At 63.2% G+C, this 26,814-nt stretch carries 21 protein-coding genes; 16 read left to right on the forward strand and 5 right to left on the reverse strand.

The window, feature by feature from the left end:
- Window positions 1-220 precede the first annotated feature (220 nt).
- Window positions 221-919, reverse strand: a complete 699-nt coding sequence (locus MOQ67_RS01940; protein ID WP_026139846.1) for a GntR family transcriptional regulator — start codon at window positions 917-919, stop codon at window positions 221-223.
- Between the two features lie 332 nt (window positions 920-1,251).
- On the opposite strand from MOQ67_RS01940, the gene MOQ67_RS01945 reads away from it, so the two are divergent.
- From MOQ67_RS01945 to MOQ67_RS01960, 4 genes are read left to right on the forward strand one after another with little or no spacing between them, the layout of a single operon-like run.
- Window positions 1,252-2,145: a TauD/TfdA dioxygenase family protein gene (locus tag MOQ67_RS01945; protein ID WP_102618795.1), complete on the forward strand. Its 894-nt coding sequence runs from the start codon at window positions 1,252-1,254 to the stop codon at window positions 2,143-2,145.
- A gap of 14 nt (window positions 2,146-2,159) precedes the next feature.
- Window positions 2,160-3,185, forward strand: a complete 1,026-nt coding sequence (locus tag MOQ67_RS01950) for an ABC transporter substrate-binding protein (RefSeq protein ID WP_017845545.1) — start codon at window positions 2,160-2,162, stop codon at window positions 3,183-3,185.
- Window position 3,186: 1 nt separating this feature from the next.
- Entirely contained in the window at window positions 3,187-4,038 is an 852-nt protein-coding gene (locus tag MOQ67_RS01955) for an ABC transporter ATP-binding protein (RefSeq protein WP_198718254.1), read from the forward strand.
- Between the two features lie 12 nt (window positions 4,039-4,050).
- The gene (locus MOQ67_RS01960; protein WP_017845543.1) at window positions 4,051-4,899 is read left to right on the forward strand and encodes an ABC transporter permease; all 849 of its coding nucleotides are present in this window, start codon (window positions 4,051-4,053) and stop codon (window positions 4,897-4,899) included.
- Window positions 4,900-4,963: 64 nt separating this feature from the next.
- On the opposite strand, the gene MOQ67_RS01965 is transcribed toward MOQ67_RS01960, so the two are convergent.
- On the reverse strand, window positions 4,964-5,668 hold the full coding sequence (locus MOQ67_RS01965; protein WP_102618791.1) for a DUF3142 domain-containing protein: 705 nt from the start codon (window positions 5,666-5,668) through the stop codon (window positions 4,964-4,966).
- The gene (locus tag MOQ67_RS01970; RefSeq protein WP_198718253.1) at window positions 5,665-7,833 is read right to left on the reverse strand and encodes an outer membrane assembly lipoprotein YfiO; all 2,169 of its coding nucleotides are present in this window, start codon (window positions 7,831-7,833) and stop codon (window positions 5,665-5,667) included. Before MOQ67_RS01970 ends, MOQ67_RS01965 begins: the two co-directional genes overlap by 4 nt.
- Before the next feature lie 219 nt (window positions 7,834-8,052).
- On the opposite strand from MOQ67_RS01970, the gene MOQ67_RS01975 reads away from it, so the two are divergent.
- Genes MOQ67_RS01975 through MOQ67_RS01990 form a run of 4 tightly spaced genes read left to right on the forward strand, consistent with a single transcriptional unit; the run spans window position 8,053 to window position 12,712 of the window.
- Window positions 8,053-8,769, forward strand: a complete 717-nt coding sequence (locus MOQ67_RS01975) for an efflux RND transporter periplasmic adaptor subunit (RefSeq protein WP_262377530.1) — start codon at window positions 8,053-8,055, stop codon at window positions 8,767-8,769.
- A complete protein-coding gene (locus MOQ67_RS01980; protein WP_046483747.1) occupies window positions 8,766-10,085 on the forward strand; it encodes an efflux RND transporter periplasmic adaptor subunit in 1,320 nt (439 codons plus the stop codon). The genes MOQ67_RS01975 and MOQ67_RS01980 overlap by 4 nt, the downstream gene beginning before the upstream one ends.
- Window positions 10,085-12,181, forward strand: coding sequence for a biotin/lipoyl-binding protein (locus MOQ67_RS01985; protein WP_198718252.1), 2,097 nt, complete (start codon window positions 10,085-10,087; stop codon window positions 12,179-12,181). The genes MOQ67_RS01980 and MOQ67_RS01985 overlap by 1 nt, the downstream gene beginning before the upstream one ends.
- Before the next feature lie 15 nt (window positions 12,182-12,196).
- Entirely contained in the window at window positions 12,197-12,712 is a 516-nt protein-coding gene (locus tag MOQ67_RS01990) for a GNAT family N-acetyltransferase (RefSeq protein ID WP_046385120.1), read from the forward strand.
- Here MOQ67_RS01990 and MOQ67_RS01995 read toward each other — a convergent pair.
- On the reverse strand, window positions 12,688-12,996 hold the full coding sequence (locus MOQ67_RS01995; RefSeq protein ID WP_102618786.1) for a hypothetical protein: 309 nt from the start codon (window positions 12,994-12,996) through the stop codon (window positions 12,688-12,690). The genes MOQ67_RS01990 and MOQ67_RS01995 overlap by 25 nt on opposite strands.
- A gap of 55 nt (window positions 12,997-13,051) precedes the next feature.
- Window positions 13,052-13,639 (reverse strand): phage tail protein, encoded by a 588-nt coding sequence (locus tag MOQ67_RS02000; RefSeq protein ID WP_017845535.1) that lies wholly within the window; start codon window positions 13,637-13,639, stop codon window positions 13,052-13,054.
- Between the two features lie 202 nt (window positions 13,640-13,841).
- Between MOQ67_RS02000 and MOQ67_RS02005 the strand changes: the two genes are divergently transcribed.
- The 8 genes from MOQ67_RS02005 to MOQ67_RS02040 all read left to right on the forward strand — a co-directional run bounded on the left by MOQ67_RS02005 (window position 13,842) and on the right by MOQ67_RS02040 (window position 26,696).
- Entirely contained in the window at window positions 13,842-15,455 is a 1,614-nt protein-coding gene (locus MOQ67_RS02005) for a glycosyltransferase family 39 protein (RefSeq protein ID WP_448675810.1), read from the forward strand.
- A gap of 118 nt (window positions 15,456-15,573) precedes the next feature.
- Complete coding sequence (locus tag MOQ67_RS02010) at window positions 15,574-16,407, forward strand: sulfotransferase family protein (protein WP_017845533.1); 834 nt, start codon at window positions 15,574-15,576, stop codon at window positions 16,405-16,407.
- A gap of 51 nt (window positions 16,408-16,458) precedes the next feature.
- Window positions 16,459-23,433: an Ig-like domain-containing protein gene (locus tag MOQ67_RS02015; protein ID WP_448675811.1), complete on the forward strand. Its 6,975-nt coding sequence runs from the start codon at window positions 16,459-16,461 to the stop codon at window positions 23,431-23,433.
- A gap of 40 nt (window positions 23,434-23,473) precedes the next feature.
- Window positions 23,474-24,988 carry a TolC family protein gene (locus MOQ67_RS02020; protein WP_026139841.1) on the forward strand — a complete coding sequence of 505 codons (1,515 nt, stop codon included), beginning with the start codon at window positions 23,474-23,476 and terminating at the stop codon, window positions 24,986-24,988.
- A complete protein-coding gene (cysC, locus tag MOQ67_RS02025; RefSeq protein WP_046483759.1) occupies window positions 24,972-25,559 on the forward strand; it encodes an adenylyl-sulfate kinase in 588 nt (195 codons plus the stop codon). Before MOQ67_RS02020 ends, cysC begins: the two co-directional genes overlap by 17 nt.
- 65 nt (window positions 25,560-25,624) lie before the next feature.
- Window positions 25,625-25,861, forward strand: coding sequence for a DUF2789 domain-containing protein (locus MOQ67_RS02030; RefSeq protein ID WP_017845529.1), 237 nt, complete (start codon window positions 25,625-25,627; stop codon window positions 25,859-25,861).
- A 221-nt stretch (window positions 25,862-26,082) separates the two neighbouring features.
- On the forward strand, window positions 26,083-26,283 hold the full coding sequence (locus MOQ67_RS02035; RefSeq protein ID WP_156176533.1) for a hypothetical protein: 201 nt from the start codon (window positions 26,083-26,085) through the stop codon (window positions 26,281-26,283).
- Window positions 26,280-26,696: a hypothetical protein gene (locus tag MOQ67_RS02040; RefSeq protein WP_198718489.1), complete on the forward strand. Its 417-nt coding sequence runs from the start codon at window positions 26,280-26,282 to the stop codon at window positions 26,694-26,696. Before MOQ67_RS02035 ends, MOQ67_RS02040 begins: the two co-directional genes overlap by 4 nt.
- Window positions 26,697-26,814: the final 118 nt, after the last annotated feature.

Consider the following 26,814-nt stretch of genomic DNA (forward strand, 5'->3'; position numbering starts at 1 on the left):
ATAAGCCGATTAAACGTTTGGGCGAGCTTATAAATGTATTAGATGTTTTTTCGAAAAGATTCCGGTTGTGGGTAAGTTGTATTATTAAACGTGGGAAGTTTCTCGAGCATTAGCAGGCATTACGCAGTCGAATAGTTTTAACCAGGGCGTCTTGATGCGGGTTCTGCCAACAGCGAAGGCCGCCCCGCAATGCTTGATCGGTGAAGCAGGCTGGGAAAGTTCAGTTGCCGGTCGCCTCAAGGCCCTTGAGGTAAGTGCTGATGACCTCCATGCCTCGCATCAAGTGATTGCGCAACGTCAGGATACTTTCGTCGACCTTCTTCTGCGCCACCAGGCTCAGCAGTTCGCGGTGATCTTCCTGGGACGTCTCGCCGAGCCCCATCGCCTCAAGGTTGAAACGCAGGAAGCGCTCCTCTTCATTCAAACCGTGTTCGACTAGCGTGAGTAGCCGCCGGTTGGGGGCCTTGCCATACAGCGCCATGTGGAACAGGCGGTTGAGCCGGCCGATCTCGGTATAGTCTTTCTCTTGTTCCAGCGCCGTGATGAAGGCATCGGCCTGGGCAATGTCGTCTGCGCTGAGCAACGGAATCGACAAGCGCAGCGCTTCGGACTCCAGCAGCATGCGCAGGGCGTAGGTCTCGGCCGAATTGTCTTCGATCAGCGGTGCAACCACCGCCCCCTTGTGCGTCACGACGTGCAGCAACGACTGGGCTTCCAGCTGCCGAAGGGCTTCACGCACGGGCATGCGACTGACGCCGAACAGGCTGGCCAGCTCCTGCTGGCGCATGGCGGTACCACAAGGCAATCGGCCATCGAGGATGGCGTTGCGCAAGGTTTCTTCGATTACGGAACGAGCAAGATGGGCGGGAATAGGCCCGCTGACCTTGATACTGCTCAAAGGGCTCGGCTTTTGCGTCACGGCTACGCTAGCCTCCTCATAGAATGGCAATGGCTTATTGGATCCAATGCACACTAGAGATTGCCTACAGGCTTGTCAAACGAGCAAGGTTTTCGGCTTGTAAGCGGCTAAACACGCCACTCTGGGTGCCCACATCGAGCTTTTGCGGTGTCTTACACGGAGGTGTCGGATTGCCCTGCATTGAACACTTCACCGCCATCGTTTGTTCCATTCCCGCCGCCCAACGCAGGGTTTCGTCGGTGCATTCCTGTCTATGCATATTCTCTAACGGTATTTAAAATACAGTTCTTATATCTATAAAGTCACTCTCCTGTCCGATCGGGAGTGAATTCATGTCAGCCACCTCCACTGTTCCAGCAGCGATCCCTAACGCCCAAACCTTCGAGATTCGTCCACTCCCCGGCAGCGTGGGGGCCGAGATCATCGGCCTGGATTTGTCCCGCCCGGTCAATGACGAGGATTTCGCCCGCATTCACCGCGCGCACCTGGATCACCATGTGGTGGTCTTTCGCGACCAGCGCATCACCCCCGACCAGCAGATCGCCTTCAGCCGCCGCTTTGGCGTGCTGCAGATCCATGTGCTCAAGCAGTTCCTGCTGGCCAACCACCCGGAAATCCTGATCGTCTCCAACATCATCGAAAACGGCCAAGCCATCGGCCTGGGCGATGCGGGCAAGTTCTGGCATTCGGACCTTTCCTATAAAGAACTGCCCAGCCTGGGCTCGATGCTGCATGCCCGGGAACTGCCAGCCGAAGGCGGCGACACCCTGTTTGCCGACATGCACAAGGCCTGGGACCACTTGCCCGAGCACCTGCGCAACGCCGTACACGGCCGCAGCGCTGCGCATTCCTACACCGCGCGTTACAGCGAAACCAAATTCGAAGGCAACTGGCGCCCGACACTGAGCCCCGAGCAGCTCGCCCAGGTCGCCGAAGTGGTCCACCCGATTGTGCGGACCCACCCGGAAAACGGCCGCAAGGCGCTGTTCGTCAGTGAAGGTTTTACCACCCGCATCGTCGGCCTGCCGGAAGACGAAAGCCGCGACCTGCTGGCCCAGCTCTACGCCCACAGCGTGCTGCCGGACAATATCTACCGCCACCACTGGCAGCCCCACGACTTGGTGTTCTGGGACAACCGCTCGCTGATCCACCTGGCTACCGGTTGCCCGAGCCATCTGCGCCGCAAGCTGTACCGCACCACCATCCAGGGCGACGCGCCTTTCTGATTCGGAGCATGACCATGTCCAGAAACATTCCATTTGCGCGGCTGGCCGCCACGTTCGGCCTGGGTATCAGCCTGTTGGCCGGCAGCCTCGTCGCCCCGACGGTGGCGCAGGCTGAAGGTGAGATTCGCATCGCCGAGCAGTTCGGCATCGTCTACCTGTTGCTCAACGTGGTGCGCGACCAGCACCTCATCGAAAAATACGGTAAGCAGGAAGGCCTCGATATCCAGGTCGACTGGACCCAACTCTCCGGCGGCGCGGCCGTGAATGATGCGTTGCTCTCCGGTTCCATCGACATTGCCGGTGCCGGCGTCGGGCCGCTGCTGACCATCTGGGACCGTACCCGCGGCAAGCAGAACGTCAAGGCCGTCGCCTCCCTCGGTAACTTTCCCTACTACTTGGTGAGCAACAATCCCAAGGTCAAGACCATCGCCGATTTCACCGATAACGACCGCATCGCGGTACCGGCGGTGGGTGTGTCGGTGCAGTCGCGCTTCCTGCAATACGCAGCTGCCAAGCAGTGGGGCGACAAGCAATTCAATCGCCTCGATCAGTACACCGTCGCCGTCCCGCACCCCGACGCCACGGCCGCGCTGATCGCCGGCGGTACCGAGCTGACCGGGCACTTTTCCAACCCGCCGTTCCAGGACCAGGCCCTGGCGAACCCCAATGTGCATGTGGTGCTCAACACTTATGACCTGCTGGGCCCGAACTCGCCGACGGTGTTGTTCGCCACTGAAAAATTCCGTAACGACAACCCGAAAACCTACAAGGCATTCGTCGATGCGCTGACCGAAGCCGCGCAGTTCGCCCAGCACGACAAAGGCGCCGCCGCCGACACTTACATCCGCGTGACCAAGGCCAAGATCGACCGTGCCGAGCTGCTGAAAATCATCGACAACCCGCAATTCGAATTCAGTGTCACGCCGAAAAACACTTACCCGCTGGCGGAGTTCCTCTACCGCGTCGGCGCAATCAAGAACAAGCCGGAATCGTGGAAGGACTACTTCTTCCAGGACGCCAAGCCGCTGCAAGGAAGCTGAGATGAACGCGCCCCTGCAAGGCCACACGGCCAGCAACCTGCCCACCGCCGCCGCGCTGCTGGCGGTGGATAACGTCAGCCTCGAATACCGCACCCCCGAGCGCGTGGTGCGGGCCACGCACCAAGTCAGTTTCGACATCGACCCGGCCGACCGCTACGTGTTGCTCGGCCCGTCGGGTTGCGGCAAATCCACCTTGCTCAAGTCCATCGCCGGGTTTATCCAGCCTTGCGAAGGGGAGATCCGCCTGCTGGGGCAGAAGGTCGAACAGCCCGGTCCAGACCGCATCGTGGTGTTCCAGGAATTCGACCAGTTGCCGCCGTGGAAAACCGTCAAACAAAACGTCATGTTCCCGCTGCTGGCGTCGAACACCCTCAAGCGGCGGGACGCCGAAGAACGCGCGTTGCACTACCTCGACAAAGTCGGCCTCGGCGCCTTTGCCGACGCCTATCCGCACACTCTCTCCGGCGGCATGAAAGCCCGCGTGGCCATCGCCCGCGCCCTGGCGATGCAGCCGAAAATCCTGTTGATGGACGAACCCTTCGCCGCCCTCGATGCGCTGACCCGACGCAAGATGCAGGAAGAGTTGCTGCGGCTCTGGGAAGAGGTGCGTTTCACCTTGCTGTTCGTCACCCACTCCATCGAAGAGGCGCTGGTGGTGGGCAATCGCATCCTGTTGCTGTCGCCCCATCCCGGGCGCGTGCGCGCGGAAATCCACAGCCATCAATACGATCTGCACAGCCTTGGCGGTGCGCAATTCCAGGCCTCGGCGCGAAGGATTCATCGCCTGCTGTTCGATGAAGCCCCCGAAGCCGAACGTGAGTTGGGCATCGCCGATATCCGCATCGCTTACTGAAGGGGCCCTCCCATGCGCCAGGAATATGAAGTCACCCTCGAACCGCTGCTCAGCGTCCCCGTGGAACGCGAGCTGCCCCTGCGCCAACGCGTGTGGCAACAAGGCTGGTTGCGCAAAGGGTTGATCCTGATCGTGCTCGCGTTCCTCTGGGAAGCGGTTGCGCGCTACCAGAACAATGACCTATTGCTGCCGAGTTTCTTGCAGACGTTTCACGCGCTCTACGACGGGCTTCTGAGTGGCGAGCTGCTGAGCAAAGTCAGCATTTCGTTGGTGGTGCTGATCAAGGGTTACCTGATCGGCATTGTGCTGGCATTTGCCCTGACCACACTGGCGGTGTCGACCCAACTGGGCCGCGACCTGCTCAGCACCCTGACCTCGATGTTCAACCCGCTGCCGGCGATTGCACTGTTGCCGCTGGCGCTCTTGTGGTTTGGCCTGGGCCAGAACAGCCTGATTTTCGTGCTGGTGCATTCGGTGTTGTGGGCGTTGGCGCTCAACACTTATTCGGGGTTTCTCGGCGTGTCCGAAACCCTGCGCATGGCCGGTCGCAACTACGGGTTGAAGGGCATGCGCTTCGTGCTGTTCATCCTGATCCCGGCGGCACTGCCGTCGATCCTCGCCGGCCTGAAAATCGGCTGGGCATTCGCCTGGCGCACGCTGATTGCCGCCGAGCTGGTGTTCGGCGCCACCAGCGGCAAAGGTGGCCTGGGCTGGTACATCTTCCAGAACCGCAATGAGCTGTACACCGATAAGGTTTTTGCCGGGCTGGCGGTGGTGATCCTGATCGGCTTGTTGGTGGAGAACCTGGTGTTCGATACCTTCGAGCGATTGACCGTCAAGCGGTGGGGGATGCAGCGCTGAGGCTGGCTTGATCAATGAGTGAGCAGGCTTGCTCCCACTGGGGACGTTTCCCCGTCAAGCGCCTTCAAGGATTGCGCAAAAACACCACATACCCGCGAAACCACTCACTCCCCTTCAAATACCCCGGCGCCGTCCATTCCCCGCCCTGGATCAAGCCGATCTTGAACGGCAGCCCCAGCCGATTCATCCGTGGCAGATACGCGGCGTAATCCGGGATGCTCTGGCGCCCCTGATACGTCTGCACCACCACCTCATCCACCACGCCGTTGAGCCGGGCGATGGCGGTTGGGTCGGCGTTGCTGCTCCAGTCCATCAGGCCGGTGATGCTCAGGCGCAGGTCGGCGGGCAGGCGCTGGCGCAGGTCGCGCAGGAAGTCGGCGTATTCGTGCAGGTACTGGGTGCGGGCGTCGAAGTCGATCTGGATGCCGATCACCGGGTTGCCGGCGTCGCGCCAGCGTTGTACCTGGCCGAGCAGTTGGGTGTAGACGCGGTCCGGCCAGCGCAGGGTGTGGGCGCGGTAGACCAGCCAGATGTCGCCCTGGGTGATGCGCGGCACGCTTATGCCCTGGGCGATCAATTGCACGCCGCGTTGGGGCGCGCGGCGGGTGGCGTTGATCTGGCCCTGGAGGATGTACAGGGTTTTTGCCTGCTTGAGCACCGGCTGCGGCGTGACCCCGCTCCACAGCCAGAAGGCGTCATAGTCGCGGGCGTCGACCGCGCCGAAAGCCGGGCTTGCCAGCAACAGCAAGCCGAGCCACAGCGGTTTCACCAGTAGTACTGCAGGGATTTGCCCCACTGTGTGTCGGCAAAGCCCGTCTTGAGTTGACGGAACCAGGCCTTGCGCACGGCCGGTGCGACGTCTTCGCCGCCGCAGCTGTTATAACCGGCGGGCGCGTAGCAGTTGATGGCGCGGAACAGCGCGTAGGCCTTGTCGGTTTTCGGCGCCTTGGGGTTGCCGATCACCTGTTGGTAGCCGTCGAGCCGCGAGAAGGTGTCACCCTTGAAGTCCGATGGCGTACTGCCCAGGCTGCCGGCGGCGCGTGCCTGTTCAAGGGGCATGCCGTCGAGGTTGTTGCGCAGGATGAACTCGCCGAAGCAGTTCAGGCCGTGGGGATTTTTTGCGTCGTTCTGCAAGGTCGCGGCGGTTTGCGCAATGCTCGGGCAGGCGTAGCCGGATTCAGCTTTTTCGCCGTTCCACTGGAACAGTTTCAACGTCTGGCTGGCGCTGTAGACATAACCCAGGCTGGTGCCCAGCTTGTCGTCCGGGGCCGACGCCGGCAGTTGCTTGAGGTCGTCGTCGAAGGTGGCGAACTGGCCGCGCAGCAGGTCTTTATAGAGCAGCACGAATTGGGCGGTCTGGCGCTCCAGCGGGTCATGGGCCTGGGCGATCTGTTGGCGCAGCAAGTCCGGCCCGGCGATGTGGCGCAGCAGGATGTAGCGCACCTGTTTGGCGCTGATCGGCGAATCGGCGGCGAACACCTTGGCCAACTGGCCGCTGCGTTCGTAATTCATCGCCAGTGCCAGCTCCAACTGGTCGCGTTGCAGCGGTTGCTTGGCCAGCGGCAGCAGTTGCAGCCACAGGGTTTCGGCGGCTTTCCAGTCTTGCTTGGCTTCCAGGGCCAGGCCGCGCAGGGTCTGTTGGCTGAAGGCGAAGTAATCCGGGTTCGACGGCACGTCCTGGGGCAGGTGTTTCAACGCGTTGTCGGGTTGATGCTCGACGTACAGGGCATACGCCGCTTGCAGGTAGTCGAACAGCGCCGGCGTGTCGGCAAACACGGCTTTTTGCTGATCGAGATCGGCGCGGCTGAGGGCCGGCGGCGTGTGAGCGCGCATCCGCATCAGGTCGCTGACGAGCAGGATCATCGGGTTCTGGACTGCCTTGCCGTTGACCATCAGCAGCTTGACGTCGGCTTCGGCCACCAGCTCATCCACGGACACATTGCGCTGGGCGTCGGTGGCCTGGGTCAGTTGCCAGGCATAGGCCTCGGCGAGCTTGGCTTGATCGTCCGCCAACCAATACACCCGGCGCAGCAGGCCACGGGCGGAGGCGACGTAATCACCCTGTGGATAAGTCTTCAGGTAACCGAGGAAGCCTTCTTCGGCGTCGCTCAGGGCGGACTTATCCACATGCTCGAGTTGCGGCATGCCGTATTCGTCGAAGGCGTCGGCCTGCGCCTGGTTCAGTGACGTCCGCGCGGTCATGTACAGCGCGGTTTCCTTCAGCCAGGGCACATTGCTGGTGCTGGCGCCGGCGAAACCGCGCTCGGCGTCGCTGAAACGACCGCTATAGAAGTCGGCGGCGGCCTGCAGATAAGTGCGGAACAATTGGCCTTCGCTGGATTGGATCTGCTGTGCATCCAGCACTTGGCCTTCCCAAGAACAGGCCGTGAGCATTTGCAAACGCGCCTTCACCAGTAGCTCGCGTTCGGCTGCCGGCATGTCGGCCTTGAGCACCTGGCGGATAAACGCGGTGGCGCTGTCATCGTCGTTGCTGCGGCAGCGGCTGCCTTCGCCATTCAGGAAGTCAGCCCCCGCGGCTTTGTATTCGTCGCGCTTGATGCCCAAAGGCTGGAGCAGGGTGTCGAGTTCGGCGCTGGGCGAGGTGTGCGATGTGTTATCCGCTTCGGCCGGCGCGGCGGCGATCGGCACCAGGCGGTACACCGGGAACGGCACCGGACCGAAGCCTTGGGACAGGTCGTCTTCGCTCAAGGCGTTCGGCGCCAGGGGTGCGGCTTTTTTGTCGGCCAGCAACAGGCGCAGGTTGGTTCGGCTGTCATTGCCGGGGCTCAGGAACGGCAGGTTGTTGCAGGTGTCCAAGCTGTCCCGCGAGACCCTCCAGTCGGGGTAGCACGAGTCGTCGGAGCTGGCGAGTGCCGGCAGGGAGAGACCGGCGAGCAGGGCCAGTGCCAGGGGTGACAGAAAACCGATGTGCATGACGTGTCCTTGATCCTGAGTCCTTGGAGGTCGGCAATCATAACGTGATCCGGCGAAGGCTTCGGCAAAGGCCTACAAAAAATGCTGATTTGTCTGACTGGGGGTAGTGGCAATTTAACTCCGCTGCCCTAGACTGCGCACATCGTCAGGGAGGTCGAATGTATGAAGCAGTTATGTAGATCGGTACTGGGATTTTCCTGCTTGGTGAGCCTGGCGCCGATGGTCATGGCGGACGATCCGCTGTTGGACCACGCGCCCGCAGCGGCCGTCAGCGCCGACAGCGAAGCCCGTGGTGTATTGCGCGCCCGTGACCAGGCGATGCTTGCCAGTGAATTGTCGGGGCGGATTGTCGAACTGCCGTTCAGCGAGGGCGAGTCGTTCAAGAAAGGCGACACCCTGGCGCGTTTCGATTGCTCGGCCTACCAGGCCCAACTCAATGCCGCCTCGGCCGCCAGCCGTGGCGCCGGCGAAGAACTGGCCCACAACAAACAACTGGCGGCGCTGAATTCGGTCGGCCGGTTCGAAGTGGCCCGCGCCGAAGCCAAACTCACCGAAACCCAGGCCCAGTCCCAGGTCTATCAGGTGCAGGTCAAGCGCTGCAGCGTGCTGGCGCCGTATGACGGCCAGGTGGTGCAGCGCAAAGTCCAACGTTATGAAAGCGTCTCGGCCGGCGCGCCGCTGCTGGAAATCGTCGACAACCGCAGCCTGGAGATCCACCTGCTGGTGCCGTCGCGCTGGATGGGCAAACTCAAGCCCGGGCAGACGTTCAGCTTCACCCCCGACGAAACCGGCCAGGCATTCAACGCCACCGTCAAACGCCTTGGCGCGCGCATCGACGAAGGCAGCCAGACCCTGTTGCTGGTCGCGACCTTGCCCAATGCCAATGGGTTGATGGCCGGCATGAGCGGCACCGCGCACTTTGCACAACTGCAATGAACGCACCGATGACGGGCAATGCCGAGCGGGTATTCGCGCAGTTTCTCGAGTTGGAACGCCAGACCCGCGCCGCCCAGAGCATTGAGCAATTGGCCTACAGCCTGGTCAATGATGGGCAACCGCTGTTCGGCTATCGCCATGCGGCGCTGTTGATCGCCGGCAAGGTGCGGGCGGTGACGGCGGTGAGCAGCGTCGACCCGAACGCGCCGTTCGTGGCCTTCGTCGAGCAGGCCGTGGCCCAATTGCACAAACACGGGCTGGGCCAGGCCGCCCGGGAAGTGCCGGCCGCGCAATTGAGCGCGCAACTGCAGGCCGACTGGCAGAGCCTGTCCGCCGGCCATGTGTTCTGGTTGCCCTTGATCGACCCGCAAGGCCGCGTGTTCGGCGGTGTGTGGCTGGCGCGGGATACGCCCTGGAACCCGGCCGAGCAAGTGCTGCTGGCGCAGTTGGGCGACACCTACAGCCACGCTTGGCGTGCGCTGCAACCGCGCCAGCCGTGGCGCCTGCGCCTGACCCGCAAACGCCAGGTGCTGGTGGTGGTCGCGTTACTGCTGATGCTGCTGATTCCGGTGCGCCAATCGGTACTGGCGCCCGCCGAAGTGGTGCCGTTGGCCGGCCAGGTGGTAGCGGCGCCGCTGGACGGGGTGATCGCCGAGTTCCTGGTCAAGCCCAACCAGACGGTGAAAACCGGCGACCTGCTGCTGCGCTTCGAAAGCACCACCCTCACGGCCCAGGCCGATGTGGCCGCGCGTGCCCTGGGCGTGGCCGAAGCGGAGCTCAAGGCCAATTCCCAGCGCGCCTTTGCCGATGCCGAATCGAGTTCGCGTATCGACCTGCTCGCGGCCCGGGTCGAGCAAAAACGCGCCGAGCGCGACTACGCCCGCGAACTGCTCAAGCGCAGCGAAGTACGCGCCGAGCGTGACGGTATCGCGGTGTTTGCCGACGCCGAACGCTGGACCGGCAAACCGGTGCAGACCGGCGAGCGTCTGCTGCAGATTGCCGATCCCGGCCAGGCAGAGTTGCGCATCGAACTGGCGGTGGGCGATGCCATCGCATTGGCGCCCGACGCCCAGGTTGCGCTGTTCCTCGACAGCGACCCGTTGCAGCGCCACCTCGCCACCTTGCAACGCGCCGCCTATGAGGCGCAGCCCACACCCGGCGGGCAACTCGCCTATCGCCTCGATGCGCGCTTCGATGAGGCACCGCCACGCATCGGCCTGCGCGGCACGGCGAAGCTCTTCGGTGAGCGCGCGCCCCTGGCCCTGTACCTGTTGCGTCGGCCATTGGCCGGCTTGCGCCAGAGCGTTGGCCTCTGATGAACCTGCCCCCGCTGCGCGAAGACCTGCAACTGTCCAGCGCCGGCGCGGCCCTGGACGGCTCGCCGCGCTGGACCCTGGCCGACCCGGTGCGCGGGCGTTACTTCAAGCTCGGCGCCACCGCCATTCGGCTGCTGCGCCACTGGTCCCTGGGCGACCCGCAACACGTCCTGCGAGCCGCCAACCGTGAGCCGGGCCTGCCCCTGGGCGCCAGCGAAGTGGATGAGCTGCTGAGCTTCCTGCGCGCCCATGACCTGATCGCCGCGCTGGACCCGCAGCAACGTGCCAGTTACGCCTACAAGGCCGCCGCCCGTAAGCAAAGCCTGTGGCAAATCCTGCTGCACCAATATTTGTTCTTCCGCATCCCGCTGTGGCGCCCGGACGCGTTCCTCAACCGCGCCTGGCCGTGGCTGGCGCGCTTCGGGCCGGGGCTGTTGCGCTACGGTTTGCCGCTGACCCTGGGCCTGGGCGTGTTTCTGGTGGCGCGGGACTGGCAGCGCTTTCTGGCGACGTTCCCGCACCTGTTCAGCCTCGGCGGTGCCCTGGCGTTTGGCGTGGCGCTGTTCTTCGCCAAGCTGTGCCATGAATTCGGCCATGCCTTCATGGCCAAGCGCGCCGGGTGCCGCGTGCAAAGCATGGGCGTGGCGTTCATGGTGTTGCTGCCGATGTTCTACACCGATGTAAGTGATGCCTGGCGGGTCAATGATCGGCGTGCGCGATTGCTGATCGGCGCCGGTGGGGTGATGGCCGAGTTGCTGCTGGCCTGCGTGGCCTTGCTGGCCTGGTCGCTGCTGCCGGACGGCGCGGCGCGCACGGCGGCGTTCATGTTGGCCAGTGCGACGTGGCTGACCACCCTGGCGATCAACCTCAACCCGTTCATGCGTTTCGATGGTTATTTTTTGATCAGCGACCTGTGGGGCGTCGACAACCTGCAAGGTCGCGCCTTCGCCCTTTGCCGCTGGCGCCTGCGCGAGTGGTTGTTCGGCTATGGCGAACCGGCGCCGGAACCCTGGGCGCCGAACATGCAACGGCGCCTGCTGTGGTGGGGTTACCTGGCCTGGTTGTGGCGGGCGGCGCTGTTCCTGGGGATCGCCCTGGCGGTGTATCACCTGTTCTTCAAGCTGCTGGGGATCTTCCTGATGCTGGTGGAACTGGTGTGGTTCATCGGCCTGCCGATCTTCAAGGAGTGGCGCGAATGGTGGAGTCGCCGCAGCCAGGCCCATGCGCCGCGGGTGCTGCTCAGCGGCCTGGGCCTGCTGTTGATCGTGCTGGCCCTGGTGGTGCCGTGGCGCAGTGCCGTGGAGTTACCGAGCATGCTCGAGGCCGGGCGCGCCAGTGCCTTGCACGCGCCGGTGGCGGCGCGGGTGAAACAGTTGCGGGTGGTGGATGGGCAAGTTGTGACCCAGGGCCAGGTGCTGATCGAATTGGAATCGCCGGATTTGGATGCGCGGCAAAGCATCGTGCGCCGCGAAGTGGAGATCCTGCAGTTGCAGATGCGTCGCCAGGCCGGACGCAGTGAAACCGCGGCCGACGCCGGGATCAATGATCAGCGCCTGTCCCAGGCCCTGGCCGAATACCGCGGGCTTGCCGCCCAGCGCGAACGCCTGCTGTTGCGTGCGCCCCATGCCGGCACCGTGCGCGACGTGCTGCCGCAGTTGAGCGTGGGCCGCTGGCTGTCGCCTAAAGACGCGCTGGCGCGAGTGGTCGAGGAGGGCGCGCGTCTGCGCGGGTATCTGGCGGAAGCCGAGCTGTGGCGGGTGACGCCGGGGGCGAGCGGGCGCTTTATCGCCGATGACCCGATGCGCGCCGCCATCCCGGTGGTGCTGACCGATATCGATGCCAACGGCGTGGCCTATCTGGACCAGGAAGCCCTGACCTCCGACCACCACGGGCCGATTGCCGTGCGCCGCGACGAAAACCAGCGCCCGGCGCCGGTGCAGGCGCAGTACGGCGTGCGGTTGCGCAGTGCGCAACCGATCGCCACCCCCCATCAACCGCTGCGCGGCGTGGTGGTGTTGCAAGGGCGCAGCGAGTCGGTGCTGGGCGTGGCCTGGCGTCGAGCGGCGGCCTTGGGCGTGCGGGAAAGCGGATTCTGACAGGAGTGCAAAGGCATGTTGAACAAGGATGGCGCTTTGGCGCAGGGCCTGGTGGTGCGCCCGTCACGGCCCACCGACGGGCCATTTCTGCAAAGCCTCTACCGCTCGGCGCGTGCCGATTTGCAGTGGATCGACGGTGAGCAGGGGCTGGTCGAGGCGGTGATCGCGCAACAGTTTCAAGTGCAGGAAAACGGCATGGGCGAGCATTTTCCCGGGGCCTTGCATTATGTGATCGAAAAACTCGACACGCCCATTGGCGCCCTGAGTGCCGATTTCGGCCCGAATGAAATCCGTGTGCTGTACCTGGCGTTTATCCCCGCTGCCCGAGGCCAGGGTTTTGGCCGCGCAGTACTGCACGGCGTGCAACGGGCCGCGCAGCAGGTGTGTTGCCCGGTGGCCACGGTGGTGTGGGCGAGCAACCCCCATGCGCGCCAGCATTACCTGGCGCTGGGGTTTCGGTTGGAGGAAGAGACGCCCGCCGCGCAGCGGCTGGTGTGGTACCCGTCTCAGTTGAACACGATGCAGAAATAACCGCGGGCGTTGTCGCGGCCCATGGCGGGTTCGCGGGACACAAACACCTGCTCCAGGCAGGTCTGCGCCAGCGGCAAACGGCAGAGGCCGTCGACGAAATCCGTCGGCTCCAGGCTGTCGAGCAACACGCTGAAGGCCGTGCGCGGGCTGCCCGGTACGCTGGCTTTGGGCGCATCAGTCACCTGTTGGATCTGGATCGGCAGCGCCGACCCGTCCGGCAGGTACAACACACTCGTGTGCGCAAGCAGAGGGCGAAAGTGCTCGGGGGTGACCAGGTTCAACATACATCAGCTCCGTGTCAGAGAGGCCGAGGCCCAAGTGCCTCGGCCCGGGTGCGGGTCAGTCGCGTGACGGGAAGACCCCGTTCAGGGCAATGCTGAAGTTGATCACCAGGAACGGGTTCATCGTGTCCATGGGCAACCCTTGGCCGGCCAAGGCCAGCGTGCCGGTCAAGCTCGTGCTGACGCCTTTGAGCGGTACCGGGCTGGCGCCCTGCTGGTCGGAAAAGATCGAGGCACTGCCCGGCCCGCCGCCGGAGGCGCCGATAAACGCATTGGCGGCGGTCGGCGCTGTAAGCGGGTTGCTGGCGGTGTCGGCCAGTTGCACCGCCGCGCTGACTGCCAGCGCCGCCGTGCTATGGGTGTGCGTGGGTAGGTTGGCCTGGGTGGCCATCACGCTTTCGACGCCGTCGACGTCGCCGATTAACCGCTGCGACAGGCCCGGGCCATTGCCTTGGCCGATGGGCAGGCGACCTTGCAGGTCAGGCAGCTTGAAGGTTTGCGTGCCGTCCCCGCCATATGTCGTGCCGATCAGCGCGTACAGCGCCTGGTATTGGCTGATGGGCAGGAGCTGGCCGGCGCAGAAGGCCCAGTTTCTTGGGGCGAAATTAAAGGCGAAAGGTTGGATAGTGCCGATGAATACTTCCATGAATCGTTCATCCTTGTGTGAGCTGTTCAAGGGGATATAAAGCCAGTCGATCTGGCTTCATCGCAGAGCGTAGACGCAGGTTTTGAGCGCTGCCTGCCGGTTGCGAAACAACGGGCGAATCCGGGGCTTTTGTCCTAGAGTGGCGCTTGTTTGCGCATGCGCAGGTTTGGCCCTGGAAATGGGCAGTGGCGGGGGAATCGGGGTGCGACGGTCTGTGGTAGAGCAAGACGACAACGTTGGGGTAATTTCTGCTGTCAATCGCCTCGCAAAGGCCCGTGAAGGTGGCGATTGGTTGCGTCAGTTATGGTGGGTGCCGATTCTGGCGCTGGCGCTGGCGGTGCGTTTTTATGGCCTGACGGCCGCGGCGATCTGGGGCGACGAAGGCTCAAGCCTGTTGCTCAGCCAATATGCGGCGACCGACCTGTGGTTTCACGCCGCCCACGATGTGCATCCGCCGTTGTATTTCTTCTTGCTGCGCGGCTGGATCGAGCTGTTCGGCGACGGCATCTGGTCGATTCGCAGCATGAGTGCGATTCCCGGTGTGGTCGTGGTGGGCCTGGGCATCTGCCTTGCGCGGCAGTTGTCCACCCTTCGTGCCGCCGTGCTGGCGGGTGTGCTGCTGGCGCTGTTTCCCAGCGCGGTGCGCTACAGCCAGGAAGTGCGGATGTACTCGCTGCTCGGCGTGTGGCTGCTGGGCGCGACGCTGGCGTTGGTGTATTGGGTGCGCCAACCCGAGCGCACGCGCTACCTGCTGGGGTATGGGCTGCTGATGGCCGCCGGTTTCTATACCCATTACTTCACCGCGTTGTGTGTGTTGGTGCATTGGGCCTGGCTGGGCCTGTTGAGTGCGTCCCAGCCCCCCGGCCGGCGCTTGATCACGCGTCCGGCCTGGTGGGTGGCCAACGTCGCGATCGTGCTGGTGTACCTGCCTTGGCTGCCGAACCTGGTGAGCCTGGTGCAGCATGTCGAGCAGCTCAAGGTCGGCGGCGACATCGGCTGGGAAGAGCCGATCAACCAGTTCTCCGTGCCGTCGATGATCTGGCAGTTCATGTTGCAGGACGAAGGTCTTGGCTTATCGCCTGTGCTGTTCTGGTCATTCCCCCTGCTGCTGGTGGCCGTGGTCGGCGTCTGCGCCTGGCGCGATCAGACGCGCTACCGGCCGGCCGGTCTGTTGGCGCTGTTTTTCTTGCTGCCGTTGCTGCTGGTGTACGGGGTGTCGTTTATCTCGTCGGTGTTTATCGAGCGTTACCTCACCGTCTATGCCCTGGCTTTGCCGATCATCCTGGCGCTGGCCATCGACCGCCTGCCCGGACGTCTTTCATGGCTGGGCGCGGCATTGTTCGTGCTGTGCGTCGGTGTGGAACTGCTGGGGGTGAAGAACAATGCCACCGTGGATGTGGATGATCAGTTCAACGTGCCGGTGGAGTTCGTCAATCGCAACTACCAGGAAGGTGACCGCATCGTCCTCAGCGACATGCTGTGGTACCTCAGCTACGTGTATTACGACCGGACCGAAGCCCAATTGCAGCTTTACACCCCGCCCAAACCGGATGGCACGCCGACGCGGCCGAACGCCTATGGTTTTGGCACGCTGGTGGATCAGGACGGCGGGCGTATTTACCTCGACCGTTTGTCGGCATTACCGGCCGATACCCAGCGTGTCTGGCTGATCAGCAGCAACGAAGCACCGGACGATTTTGCGCCGCTGCCGGACGGATGGCGTGAAAAAATGCAGCAGGACGGGGGCGGTGCCAGGGCGCGATTATTCGTGCTATGCCTCGGCCCAGAGCCTTCGCAGCCAGAGGCTTGTCGCTAATATCCATTTGGAATGAAGGGAATATCAAAACAGTGGCATTTGACCACTAGTGATCTCTTTAATCATCAGTTACGATTCGTATACAAATGGATTTTTGTCCTACAAAAGTGGTGAAGGGATGCAGTATCACTTTATCTCCGGTTTGCCCCGCTCCGGTTCGACGCTGCTGTCTGCGATCCTCTTGCAGAACCCGCGCTTCCACGCTGGCATGAGCAGCCCCGTGGGCACTCTGTTCAACGGCGTGCTGGGGCAATGCAGTGCCGGCAGCGAGTTCGGCTCGGTCATCGATGCCAATACCCGGCGCCGCTTGCTGCGTGGGTTGTTCGATGCCTATTACGCCGACCGCGCCCCTGTGCCGGTGGTGTTCGACACTAATCGCCAATGGTGCGCCCGCATGCCGGCGCTGCACGACCTGTTCCCCCAGGCCAAGGTGATCGCCTGCGTGCGTAACGTGGCGTGGATCATGGACAGCCTCGAGCGTGTGTACCGCGCCAACCCCTTCGAAAACACCAAGCTGTTCAACGACGACGTCGAGCGCAACACCGTCTACAGCCGTGTCGAAACCCTTGGCCAGCGCAATCGCCTGGTGGGGTACGCCTGGTCGGCGCTCAAAGAGGCGTACTACGGTGAACACGCCGACTCGATGCTGGTGGTCGACTACGACTTGCTCTCCCAGGCCCCTGAGCGGGTCATGCGGCTGGTCTACGAATTTATCGGCGAGCCCTGGTTCGAGCACGATTTCGAGCACCTGAGCTACGACGCGCCTGACTTCGACGACGCCCTCGGCGTGAGCGGTTTGCATCGGGTCAAGCCGAAGGTGGAACTGCAGCCCCGGCGGACCATCCTGCCGCCCGATCTCTTCGAGCAGTTCGCGCATATGTCTTTTTGGCGTGATGGCACTTCCAGCGCCGCCAATGTGATCCGTACCAAAGCCGATGCCGCAATCAGTTGATCGCGGCTTTTTTCATTGCGCAAATCAGCATTCGACCGACGGGTGAGCAGCATGTGGTGGAACAACCTTAAGGCACGGCCAGCAACAACCAATGCCAGCACCCTGGCGACGCCGATGATTATGTCCCTGGAACCGCGCATGCTGTTCGACGGCGCAGTGGCCGCCACCGTGGCCGATGCGGCCCAGGCCGACAGCCACGCCACCGCAGATGCTGCGGCCAAGGCGCTGACGACCACCGAACACGCCGCCACCGGTAGCGAAAGCCACCCGCAGTCCGACGCGCCCGCCACCCCCGCACCGGTTGCCGTGCCGGGGCAGAGCGTGGTGTTTGTCGATGCCCGCGTGAAGGATTCCGCCGAGCTGCTCAACGGCGTTGCCCCCGGCACCCAAGTGGTGCAACTGGACGCGAGCAAGGACGGCCTGCAGCAGATCGCCGATTACCTGGGCAGCCATCAGGGCGTCAGCTCGGTGCAGATCATCGCCCACGGCAATGCCGGTGATCTGTGGCTGGGCAGTACCTATTTGTCCGCCGACAACGTCGCGGCCCGCAGCGAAGTGCTGGCGCAGATCGGCCAGGACATGAACGTGGGCGGCGATATCCTGATCTACGCTTGCAACACCGCCGCCAGCGACAAGGGCATCAACTTTGTCGACTCGCTGGCGCAACTGACCGGGCGCGATGTTGCCGCGTCCACCAACCGCACCGGCCTGGGCGGCGACTGGACCCTGGAAATCGCCACCGGCTCCATCGAAAGTCATACGGCGTTGTCGTACCAGGCGATGTCGGCATACCAATACGGCCTGGCGAACATCACGGTGACCAGCGCCGCAGACAGCGGTGCCGGCACACTGCGCCAGGCCCTGACCGATGTGGGTGTCGGCGAGACCGTCACCTTCAGTACCCCGGGCATGACGGTCAATCTGGACACGCAGTTGGTCATCGCTAAAAACCTGACCATCGACGGCGACCTGAACAACGATGGTGTTGCCGATGTGACCATCAGCGGGCAGTACAAGACCCAGGTGTTGAAGGTTGACAGCGGTGTCACCGCGACCCTGGACGGCCTGGTCATTACCAAGGGCTTGGCGGCTGGCGACGGCAGCAATGGCGGTAGCGGTATTAGCGCGGCCAATTTGCTCGGGGCGGGGATCAGTAACTTCGGTAACCTGACCCTCAATAACGTCAGCGTGACAGAGAACGCAGCCTCGGGTGGCGGTGGTGGCGGTGGTGTGACCAATGGCAATTTCGGCGGTGCCGGTGGTGGCGGCGGCGCGGTGGGCGGAGGCAACGGCGGGCGTGGTGGCAATACCGGCAACGGGAGCGGTGTCTACGCCGGAACTGCGGGCACCGCCAACCAGGGTGGGAAGGGTGGGGGCTACAGCACCATGGGCGGCAACGGCGGCTCGAGCAGCGGTGGTGCCGGCTCGACCGGCATCTACGGTTATACCAACGGTTCCGCTGGCGGCACAGCGACCTCCGGCGGCTTGTCGATCGGCGGCGGTGGGGGTGGTTCCGGCTGGAACGGTGCCGGTGGCAAGGGCGGCGGAGCGGCTGGCGGTATCTACAACGCCAGCGGCGCCACCCTGACCATCGTCGGCACCAGCTCGATTACCGGTAACATCGGTGCCGGCGGCGGCGGCGGTGGTGGTTCGGCGGCCGGCAGCGGCACTACTCTGAATGGCGGTGACGGTGGCCTGGGTGTCGGTGCCATCTGGAACAAAGGCACGGTATTGATCACGGCGGCCAACTTCGCGGCGCTGGGCGGTTCGGCCAATACCGGTGCCAGTGGTAACGGTGGCTTGGCCACCAACGCCTCGGCGGGCAGCAAACCCACAGCAGTCAACGGTCTGTTCAACGATATCGGCGGAACGGCGAACACCGCTTACAGTCCGGCCCCTGTCGCGACCATCGTGGTCAGCAACACCGCGCAGCACATCGGCAGCACTTCGCAGGTGACCATTACCTTCAACCAGGCCGTGACCGGCTTTACCAGCGCCGATCTGACGATTAGCAACGGTACCCTGGGCACCCTGACTACCAGCGACAACATCACCTACACCGCGACCTTTACGCCGAGCGCGAGCGTGACCAGCGCCACCAACCAGATTGTCCTCGACAATACCGGCGTCACCGCCACGTCGACGGGGACACCGGGGACCGGCACCACTTCGTCCAACACCTTCAGCATCGATACCGTGCGCCCAACCGCGACCGTTACGGTCGTTGCGCCGACGTTGAGCACCACGGTCAACTCGACGGTGAACATTACCTTCAGCGAAGCGGTGAGCGGTTTCAGCCTTACTGACATGTCGGCGTCCAACGGCACCCTGAGCAACCTGACCACCAGTGACAATATCCACTGGACCGCGACCCTGACACCGAGCGCCAGCAACAGCAGCAGCGGCAATGTCGTTACCCTGGACAACACCCTCTATACCGATACCGCGACCAACGCCGGTACCGGCACGACCACGTCCAACACCTATGCGATCGACACGGTGCTGCCGACCTCGACCATTGTGGTGTCCGATACCGCACTGAGTATCAGCGGTAACACGTCCCTGGTGACCATCACCTTCAGCGAGGCGGTCACCGGGCTCACCGCCGGCGCCTTCACGGTCGCCGACGGCATCCTGAGCAACTTGGGCAGCAACGACGGTGGTCTCACGTGGACCGCAACCCTGACTGCGAGCCCCGGGGTTACCCATACCGGCGATGTCATCACCCTGAACAACACCGCGGTCAGTGATGGCGCGGGCAACGCCGGCAGTGGCACCACCAATTCCAACACCTATGCGGTCGACACCGCGCGGCCGAACGCGACTGTCGTGTTCGCCAACACCAACCTGGGCATCGGCCAGACCTCGCTGGTGACCATCACCTTCAGCGAAGCCGTGACCGGGTTCACCAACGCCGACCTGATAGTGTCCAATGGCACCCTGAGCGCGGTCAGCAGCAACGACGGTGGTACCACCTGGACCGCCACCTTTACCCCGACGGCGAGTATCGTCAGCGCGAGCAACCACATCACCCTGGACAACACCGGGGTCCAGGACGTGGCGGGCAACACCGGCAGTGGCACTACCACGTCGAACAACGTGGCCATCGACGGCGTGCGTCCAACCGCGACCCTGGTGGTTGCGAGCAACTCCCTGAGCATTGGCCAGACCTCGCTGGTGACCATTACCTTCTCGGAAGCCGTGGTCGGTTTCTCCAATGTCGACCTGACGGTGTCCAATGGCACCCTGAGTGCGGTGAGCAGCAACGACGGTGGCATCACCTGGACCGCGACCTTCACGCCGAGTGCAAACCTCACCGACACCACCAACGTCATCACCCTGGACAATACCGGCTATAGCGACACCAGCGGCAATGTCGGCACCGGGACCAGCGACTCCAACAACTACGTCATCGACACCGTGCGCCCCACCGCGACCATCGTGGTCGCCGACCCGGCGCTGACCGCTGGCGAAACGTCGCTGGTGACGATCACCTTCAGCGAAGCCGTGACCGGCTTCACCCTCGCCGACCTGACGGCAAGCCACGGCAGCCTGAGCAGCCTGAGCAGCGCCGACGGCGGCATCACCTGGACCGCGACCTTCACCCCAGGGACGAACACCAACAGCGCGAGCAACGTGATCGCCCTGGCCAACACCGGCATTGCCGACCTGGCCGGCAACGCAGGCGCGGGCACCACCAACTCGGCGAATTACACCGTCGATACGGTGTTGCCTTCGGCGACCATCGTGGTGGCCAACCCGACGCTGAAAATCGGTGACTCCTCCCAAGTGATGATTACGTTCAACGAGGCCGTGACCGGTTTCAGCAATGCCGACCTGACGATCACCAATGGCACCTTGAGCGCGGTCAGCAGCAGCGACGGCGGCATTACCTGGGGCGCGACGTTCACCCCGAGCAGCGCGATCAGCGACGCCACCAACCTGATCACCCTGGACAACAGCGGCGTCCAGGCGGCGGTGTCGGGTAATGTCGGCGTCGGTACCAGCAATTCCAATAACTACGCCATCGACACCCAACGTCCGACCGCGACGGTGGTGGTGAACAACGACCACCTGGGGATCGGCGGCTCGTCGCTGGTGACCATCACTTTCAGCGAAGCTGTGACCGGGTTCAGCCTGGCCGATCTGACCACCGACAATGGCACCCTGAGCAGCCTGAGCACCAGCGACAACATCACCTATACCGCGACGTTGACGCCTGTGGCAGGCGTCACCCAGAACAACAATCACATTGTCCTGGATAACACCGGTGTGACCGATGGCGTCGGTAACGTCGGGTCTGGCACCACGTCGTCCAACGCTTATATGATCGACAGCCAGCGGCCAACGGCGACCATCGTGATGGCCGACCCTGTGTTGAGTGCCGGCGAAACTTCCTTGGTCACGGTCACGTTCTCGGAAGCCGTCAGCGGTTTTGACAACAGCGACCTGAGCGTCCCCAACGGCACCCTCTCGACAGTCAGCAGCGCGGATGGCGGCGTGACCTGGACGGCGACTTTCACACCGACCGGCAACGTCCGCGACACCACCAACCTGATCAGCCTGAACAACGCTGGCTACACCGACCTGGCCGGCAACGCCGGCAGCGGTGTCACCAACTCGGGTAACTTCACCATCGACACGGTGCAGCCGAGCGCAACCATCGTCGTCGCCGACAATGCCCTGAACATCGGCGACACCTCGCTGGTCACCATTACCTTCTCCGAAGCGGTCAGCGGTTTTACCAACGCCGACCTGACGATCGCCAACGGCACGCTGACCGCTGTCAGCAGCAACGACGGCGGCGTGACCTGGACGGCGACTTTCACGCCGAGCAGCGCGATCAGCGACACCAGCAACGTGATCACCCTGGACAACAGCGGTGTGCAAAACGGCTCCGGCAACAGCGGCAGCGGCACCACCGATTCGAACAACTACGCCGTCGACACCGTGCGCCCAACGGCCACCATCGTGGTCGCGAATCCGGCCCTCGGCGTGGGTGGCAGCTCAGCGGTGGTGATCACCTTCTCGGAGGCGGTGACCGGGTTCAGCAACGCCGATCTGACGGTCAACAACGGCACCTTGAGCGCCGTGAGCAGCGCGGACGGCGGCGTGACCTGGACCGCGACGTTCACCCCGACGTCCGGCGTCACCGACACCAGCAACGTGATCACCCTGGACAACACCGGCATCGCCGACCTGGCGGGCAACAGCGGCAGCGGCACCACCGACTCCAACAACTACGCCATCGACAGCCAGCGGCCAACGGCGACCATCGTGATGGCCGACCCTGTGTTGAGTGCCGGCCAAACTTCCTTGGTCACGGTCACGTTCTCGGAAGCCGTCAGCGGTTTTGACAACAGTGACCTGAACGTCGCCCATGGCACCCTGAGCGCGGTCAGCAGCAGCGACGGCGGCATCACCTGGACGGCTCTCTTCACACCGGCGGCGGGTATCCGCGCCGCCAGCAACGTGATCACCCTGGCCAATACCGGCATTGCCGACCTGACCGGCAACGCCGGTACGGGAACGACCGACTCGGCCAACTACAGCATCGACACCGTGCTGCCGACGGCGACCATCGTGGTCGGCGACACCGCCCTCAAGGCCGGCGAGACCGCCCCGGTGACCATCACCTTCTCCGAGGCTGTCAGCGGTTTCACCCTGGCCGACCTGAGCGTGGCCAACGGCGTGCTGAGCAACCTGGCCTCCAGCGACGGCGGCGTGACCTGGACCGCGACCCTGACGCCGACGGCCGACGTGACCGACACCAGCAACCTGATCAGCCTGGACAACAGCGGCGTACAGACCGCCGCCGGCAACGCGGGCAGCGGCAGCACCGATTCGAACAACTATGCGATCGACACCCAGCGCCCGACCGCGACCATTTCGGTGGCCAACGGCACCCTGGGCATCGGCCAGACCACCACCGTCACCATCGGCTTCAGCGAGGCCGTCAGCGGTTTCGATCTGTCTGACCTGAGCGTGGCCAATGGCGTGCTGTCCAACCTGGCCAGCAACGATGGCGGCAAAACCTGGACCGCCACCCTGACCCCGACGGCGGCGATTACCGATGCGACCAACGTGATCGTGCTGGACGCCGGCCAGGTCAACGATGCTGCCGGTAACGCCGGCAGCGGCATTGCGATTTCGAACAATTTTGTGATCGATGGCGAACGCCCGACGGCGACTATCACCATTGCCAACCCGAATCTGACCGTCGGCCAGACCACCACCGTCACGTTTACCTTCAGTGAAAAAGTCAGCGGCTTCGCGCTGGATGACCTCAGCGTGGCCAACGGCACCTTGTCCAACCTGGCCAGCAACGACGGCGGCAAAACCTGGACCGCGACCCTCACACCGACGGCCAACCTCAACGACCCGAGCAACTTCATCACCCTCGACACCGGCCTGGTGAATGACATGACGGGCAACGCCGGCAGCGGTTATGCCAATTCCAACAACTACGCGATCAACACCATTGCCCTGACCGGCGACCCGCTGTTCCGCGTCACCGAGCCGGCACCGCCACCCGGCGCGCCGGATGTGCCGCTGCAACCGATCGTGTTTGGCCGGCCCGCGGGCGACCTGGGTTCACCCATTGGCTTCCCGCCGTTGTTCGAACAGCGCGAGATGGGCGCGGGCTTGCCGCCTATCGGTAACATCTTCATTCGCAACGGTGCCTTGGCGCCCAGCTTCATTGCCCAGGTGTTCAACAGCGACAGTGGCGCGAACGGCGGCGCGCAGGGCTTCCTCGGCTTTGGCGGCGGCGATGGCGGGGTGTTTGGCTCAAGCACCTTGTCGGGGTTGTTCAATCGTGAGAGCGGCGGCGGGGACAGTGGCCTCAAGGCGTTCGACAGCCGAGCGATCCAGGGCGGCGGTGACGCGGCCCAAGGCCTGCGGGGCGTGTTCGGCGCCCCGACCCTGGGCCAGCAATTGCAGCAGATCAAAGACGTGGAACAGCGTCAGGTGATTGACCTGGCGAAGGCATTGCAACAGGTCGGCATCAGCGAAATGCAGGCCTGACACACTTAAATCAAGGCGCAGTAACAGGGGCAGTCCAAGGATGAATACAGTTCATAAGTTGTTCGGCGCCAGCGTGCTGGCGCTGGCGATCGGCGGTTGTGCGGTCACCAGCGAGCCGATTGAGCGCAGTGTCAGTGAGCAGCGAGCCCGCAGCGACCTGCACGGTATGTACAAGGATCAGGAGCCATTGAACGGCCCGTTGACACTGCACCAGGCCATGGCCCGGGCGGTTAAATACAACCTCGAAGGGCGCTTGAAGATCATGGAGGAGGCGCTGGCCAAGCGCCAACTCGACCTCGCCAGTTTCGACATGCTGCCGCGCATGGCGTTGTCCGCCGGTTACGCCGGGCGCAACAACACCAACGCCTCCAGCAGCCAGAGTGTTCTCACCGGCACCCAGTCCCTGGAACCGTCGACATCCCAGGACCGCGACCGTCGCGTGGCCGACCTGACCATGGTGTGGAACGTCCTCGACTTTGGCGTCAGCTACATCAGTGCCAAACAGCAAGGCGACCAACGCCTGATCGTCCAGGAGCGGCGCCGCAAGGTGATCAACACCATCGTCCAGGACGTGCGCTCGGCCTATTGGCGGGCGGTCGCGGCCGAACGCCTGCTGACCCAGATCGACAGCCTGATGGCGCGGGTCGACCAGGCCCAGAGCAACAGCCAAAGCATGAGCGAGCAGCGTATCGGCGACCCGATCCAGGCCCTGGGCTACCAGCGCTCGCTGATCGAAGCCACGCGCCAATTGCAGGAACAGCGCCGCGCGCTCTCCCTCGCCAAGACCGAACTGTCGACCCTGATCAACCTGCCCATGGGCACCGACCTCAAGCTGGCCACGCCGGACGACTACGCCGTGCCGCAGCTCAAGGTCAACTTCGCCAGCCTGGAACAGGAAGCCCTGGCCAACCGCCCTGAACTGCGCGAGCAGGACTACCAGACCCGCATCAGCGCCGCCGAAACCCGCAAGGCCATGCTGCGCCTGCTGCCGGGCCTGGAATTCTCAGCCGGTGGGCATTACGACAGCAACTCGTTCCTGGTGGACAACCGCTGGGCCGACTACGGCGCCAAGGTCACCTGGAACCTGTTCAACGTGCTTTCCGCCCCGGCCGCCATCGACGTCGCCAAGGCCGGCGAAGAGGTTGCCACCGCGCGGCGCCAGGCCATGTCCATCGCGGTGCTGGCGCAACTCTACGTCGCCAACGCGAACTTCCAGGACGCCGTGCGCCAGTTCAAGACCAACGAACAGCTGGCCGACATCGACGGGCAGATCCTCACCCAACTGCGCAACCGTCACCAAGCCGCAGGCCTGGGCGAACTGGACCTGATCCAGGGCGAACTCAATACCCTGCAAGCCGACCTGCGCCGCGACCTGGCCTACGCCGACCTGCGCAACGCCTACGGCCAGATCTTCGCCAGCGCCGGGCTCGACCCGTTGCCGGAGCAGGTCGATTCCGACCGCGTGCAGTCCATCGCCACCGCGCTGGCCGGCCGCGAATCGGCATGGGCCGCCGGCAACATCGCCGCCCCGGTGCCCCGTGCCGCCGTCAAGTAACCTAGTGGCACCGACCGCGAGCATCACGCGTGCCCAGCGTGAGGCTCGCAACGGTCATCGCGGCGTCGCGATCCTGCTGACCGGCCTGCCGGCGTCGGGTAAATCGACCCTGGCCCAAGGGCTGCAGGCGGCGTTGTTCGAACAAGGCCGACACAGCATCGTGCTCGACGGCGATGCCTTGCGCGGCGGCTTGAACAAAGACCTGGGGTTTGCCGACGGCGACCGCCTGGAAAACATCCGCCGCGCCGCCGAACTGGCGGCGTTGCTGGTGGACAACGGGCAAATCGTGATCCTGGCGCTGATCGCGCCGTTGGTCGAATTACGCGCGGTACTCGCCGAACGCCTGGGCGCGGATTATCGGGAAGTGTGGTGCAACGCCGCACTGGACATCTGCGAACGCCGCGACCCCAAAGGCCACTACGCCCGCGCCCGACGCGGCGAACTGCCGGGGTTCACCGGCATCGGCTCACCCTACGAACCACCGCCGCAAGCCGCCCTGGTCCTGGAGACCGGCCAGCTATCCGTGCAGCAATGCGTCGCACAACTGCAGGTATGGTTGCAAACCCTGTAGCGCAAGCTCGCGCCTGCCGTGGGTGAGGGCTAGACTCGGATAAACCCATCTATCCGGAGCTCATCATGCAATCGCCTGAACACAGCTTGCCCTCCCTGTTCAAACAACTCGGCCTGGCCGACGACCCCGCCGGCATCGAGCAATTCGTCACCGCGCACTCACCGCTCAAGGCGGACCTGGAACTGGCCGATGCGTTTTTCTGGACGGATAGCCAGAAAGCGTTTTTGCGTGAGGAAATTCTGGAGGATGCGGATTGGGCTGAAGTGGTGGATGAGTTGAACCTGATGTTGCGGCGTAATTGAGAGGTGTAAAAAAATCTTTGATGAAATGCCGTAATGTAAAAAAAATTAGTGTGCGGTAAAAAAACTGGGCTGTAAGCGGCCCAGTTAATTTTTTCTGGAAAGCTTCGCACCATGGCAATCGACCTGCGCGCTGGGGTGGGTGATACACGAGGTTGGGAATGATGGTGGGCAGAGTGAGGAACCCTTATCAACAGGGGCTGACTCCTTCTTCTGAACACAACATGAAACGACTGATCCCCCGCACTGAAATTGAACAATATGACCTCAAAAAAATCGAGAGTCCCTATTTTGCCGGCAGCAAAGTAAGGGAGTTTTTCCGTGCGCCTTATGCGTTGCAGGGACTGAGTGAACTTCTTGGTGAATGCAATATTTCCCCTGTTTGTTGTTCTGGGGAAAAAAGATCAAAGGACGCAGGAAAATGACGCGCAAGCATTTTTTTTGGTTTTGGGGAGCCATGGATGCCCTTTATCTGATTCGCTATGCAGTGGCCAGCGCAATACAGGCAAGGATTCCTTTTTTAAGCGATCTTGAAAGTGCGTTATGGGTGCTGCGTGATCATAGCGTTGTGCAGTTATACATGTTCGGCTTTGCCATGCTGCTGCAAGTTTCCATCGTGATCTCGTGCCTGCTGTTCTTTCTTGGACGTGAACAGGTGAGGTGGATTACTTACCTTCAAACACCCTTGCGATTGGCTTTTATTGTGCCTTCTGTTTCGCTGTTGCTAGTGGGTGCTCAGCTTGTTCCTAACTACAACGTGGTGTTAATGGCTGCGTTAGTTGTTGTATCCGAGGCAGTGAAAGTCTGGAGCGTCTGGCGGTGGAGCAAAAGGTGCTGATATTTTCCGGCAGAGCCACTTAGGAGACTGAGCGGTCAATAAGCCGGTTGCACAGCAATCCTGAAGCCGACACCGATCCAAATGTGGGAGGGGGCTTGCCCCCGATAGCGGCAGATCA

The sequence above is a fragment of the Pseudomonas sp. LY-1 genome (genome assembly GCF_053502595.1).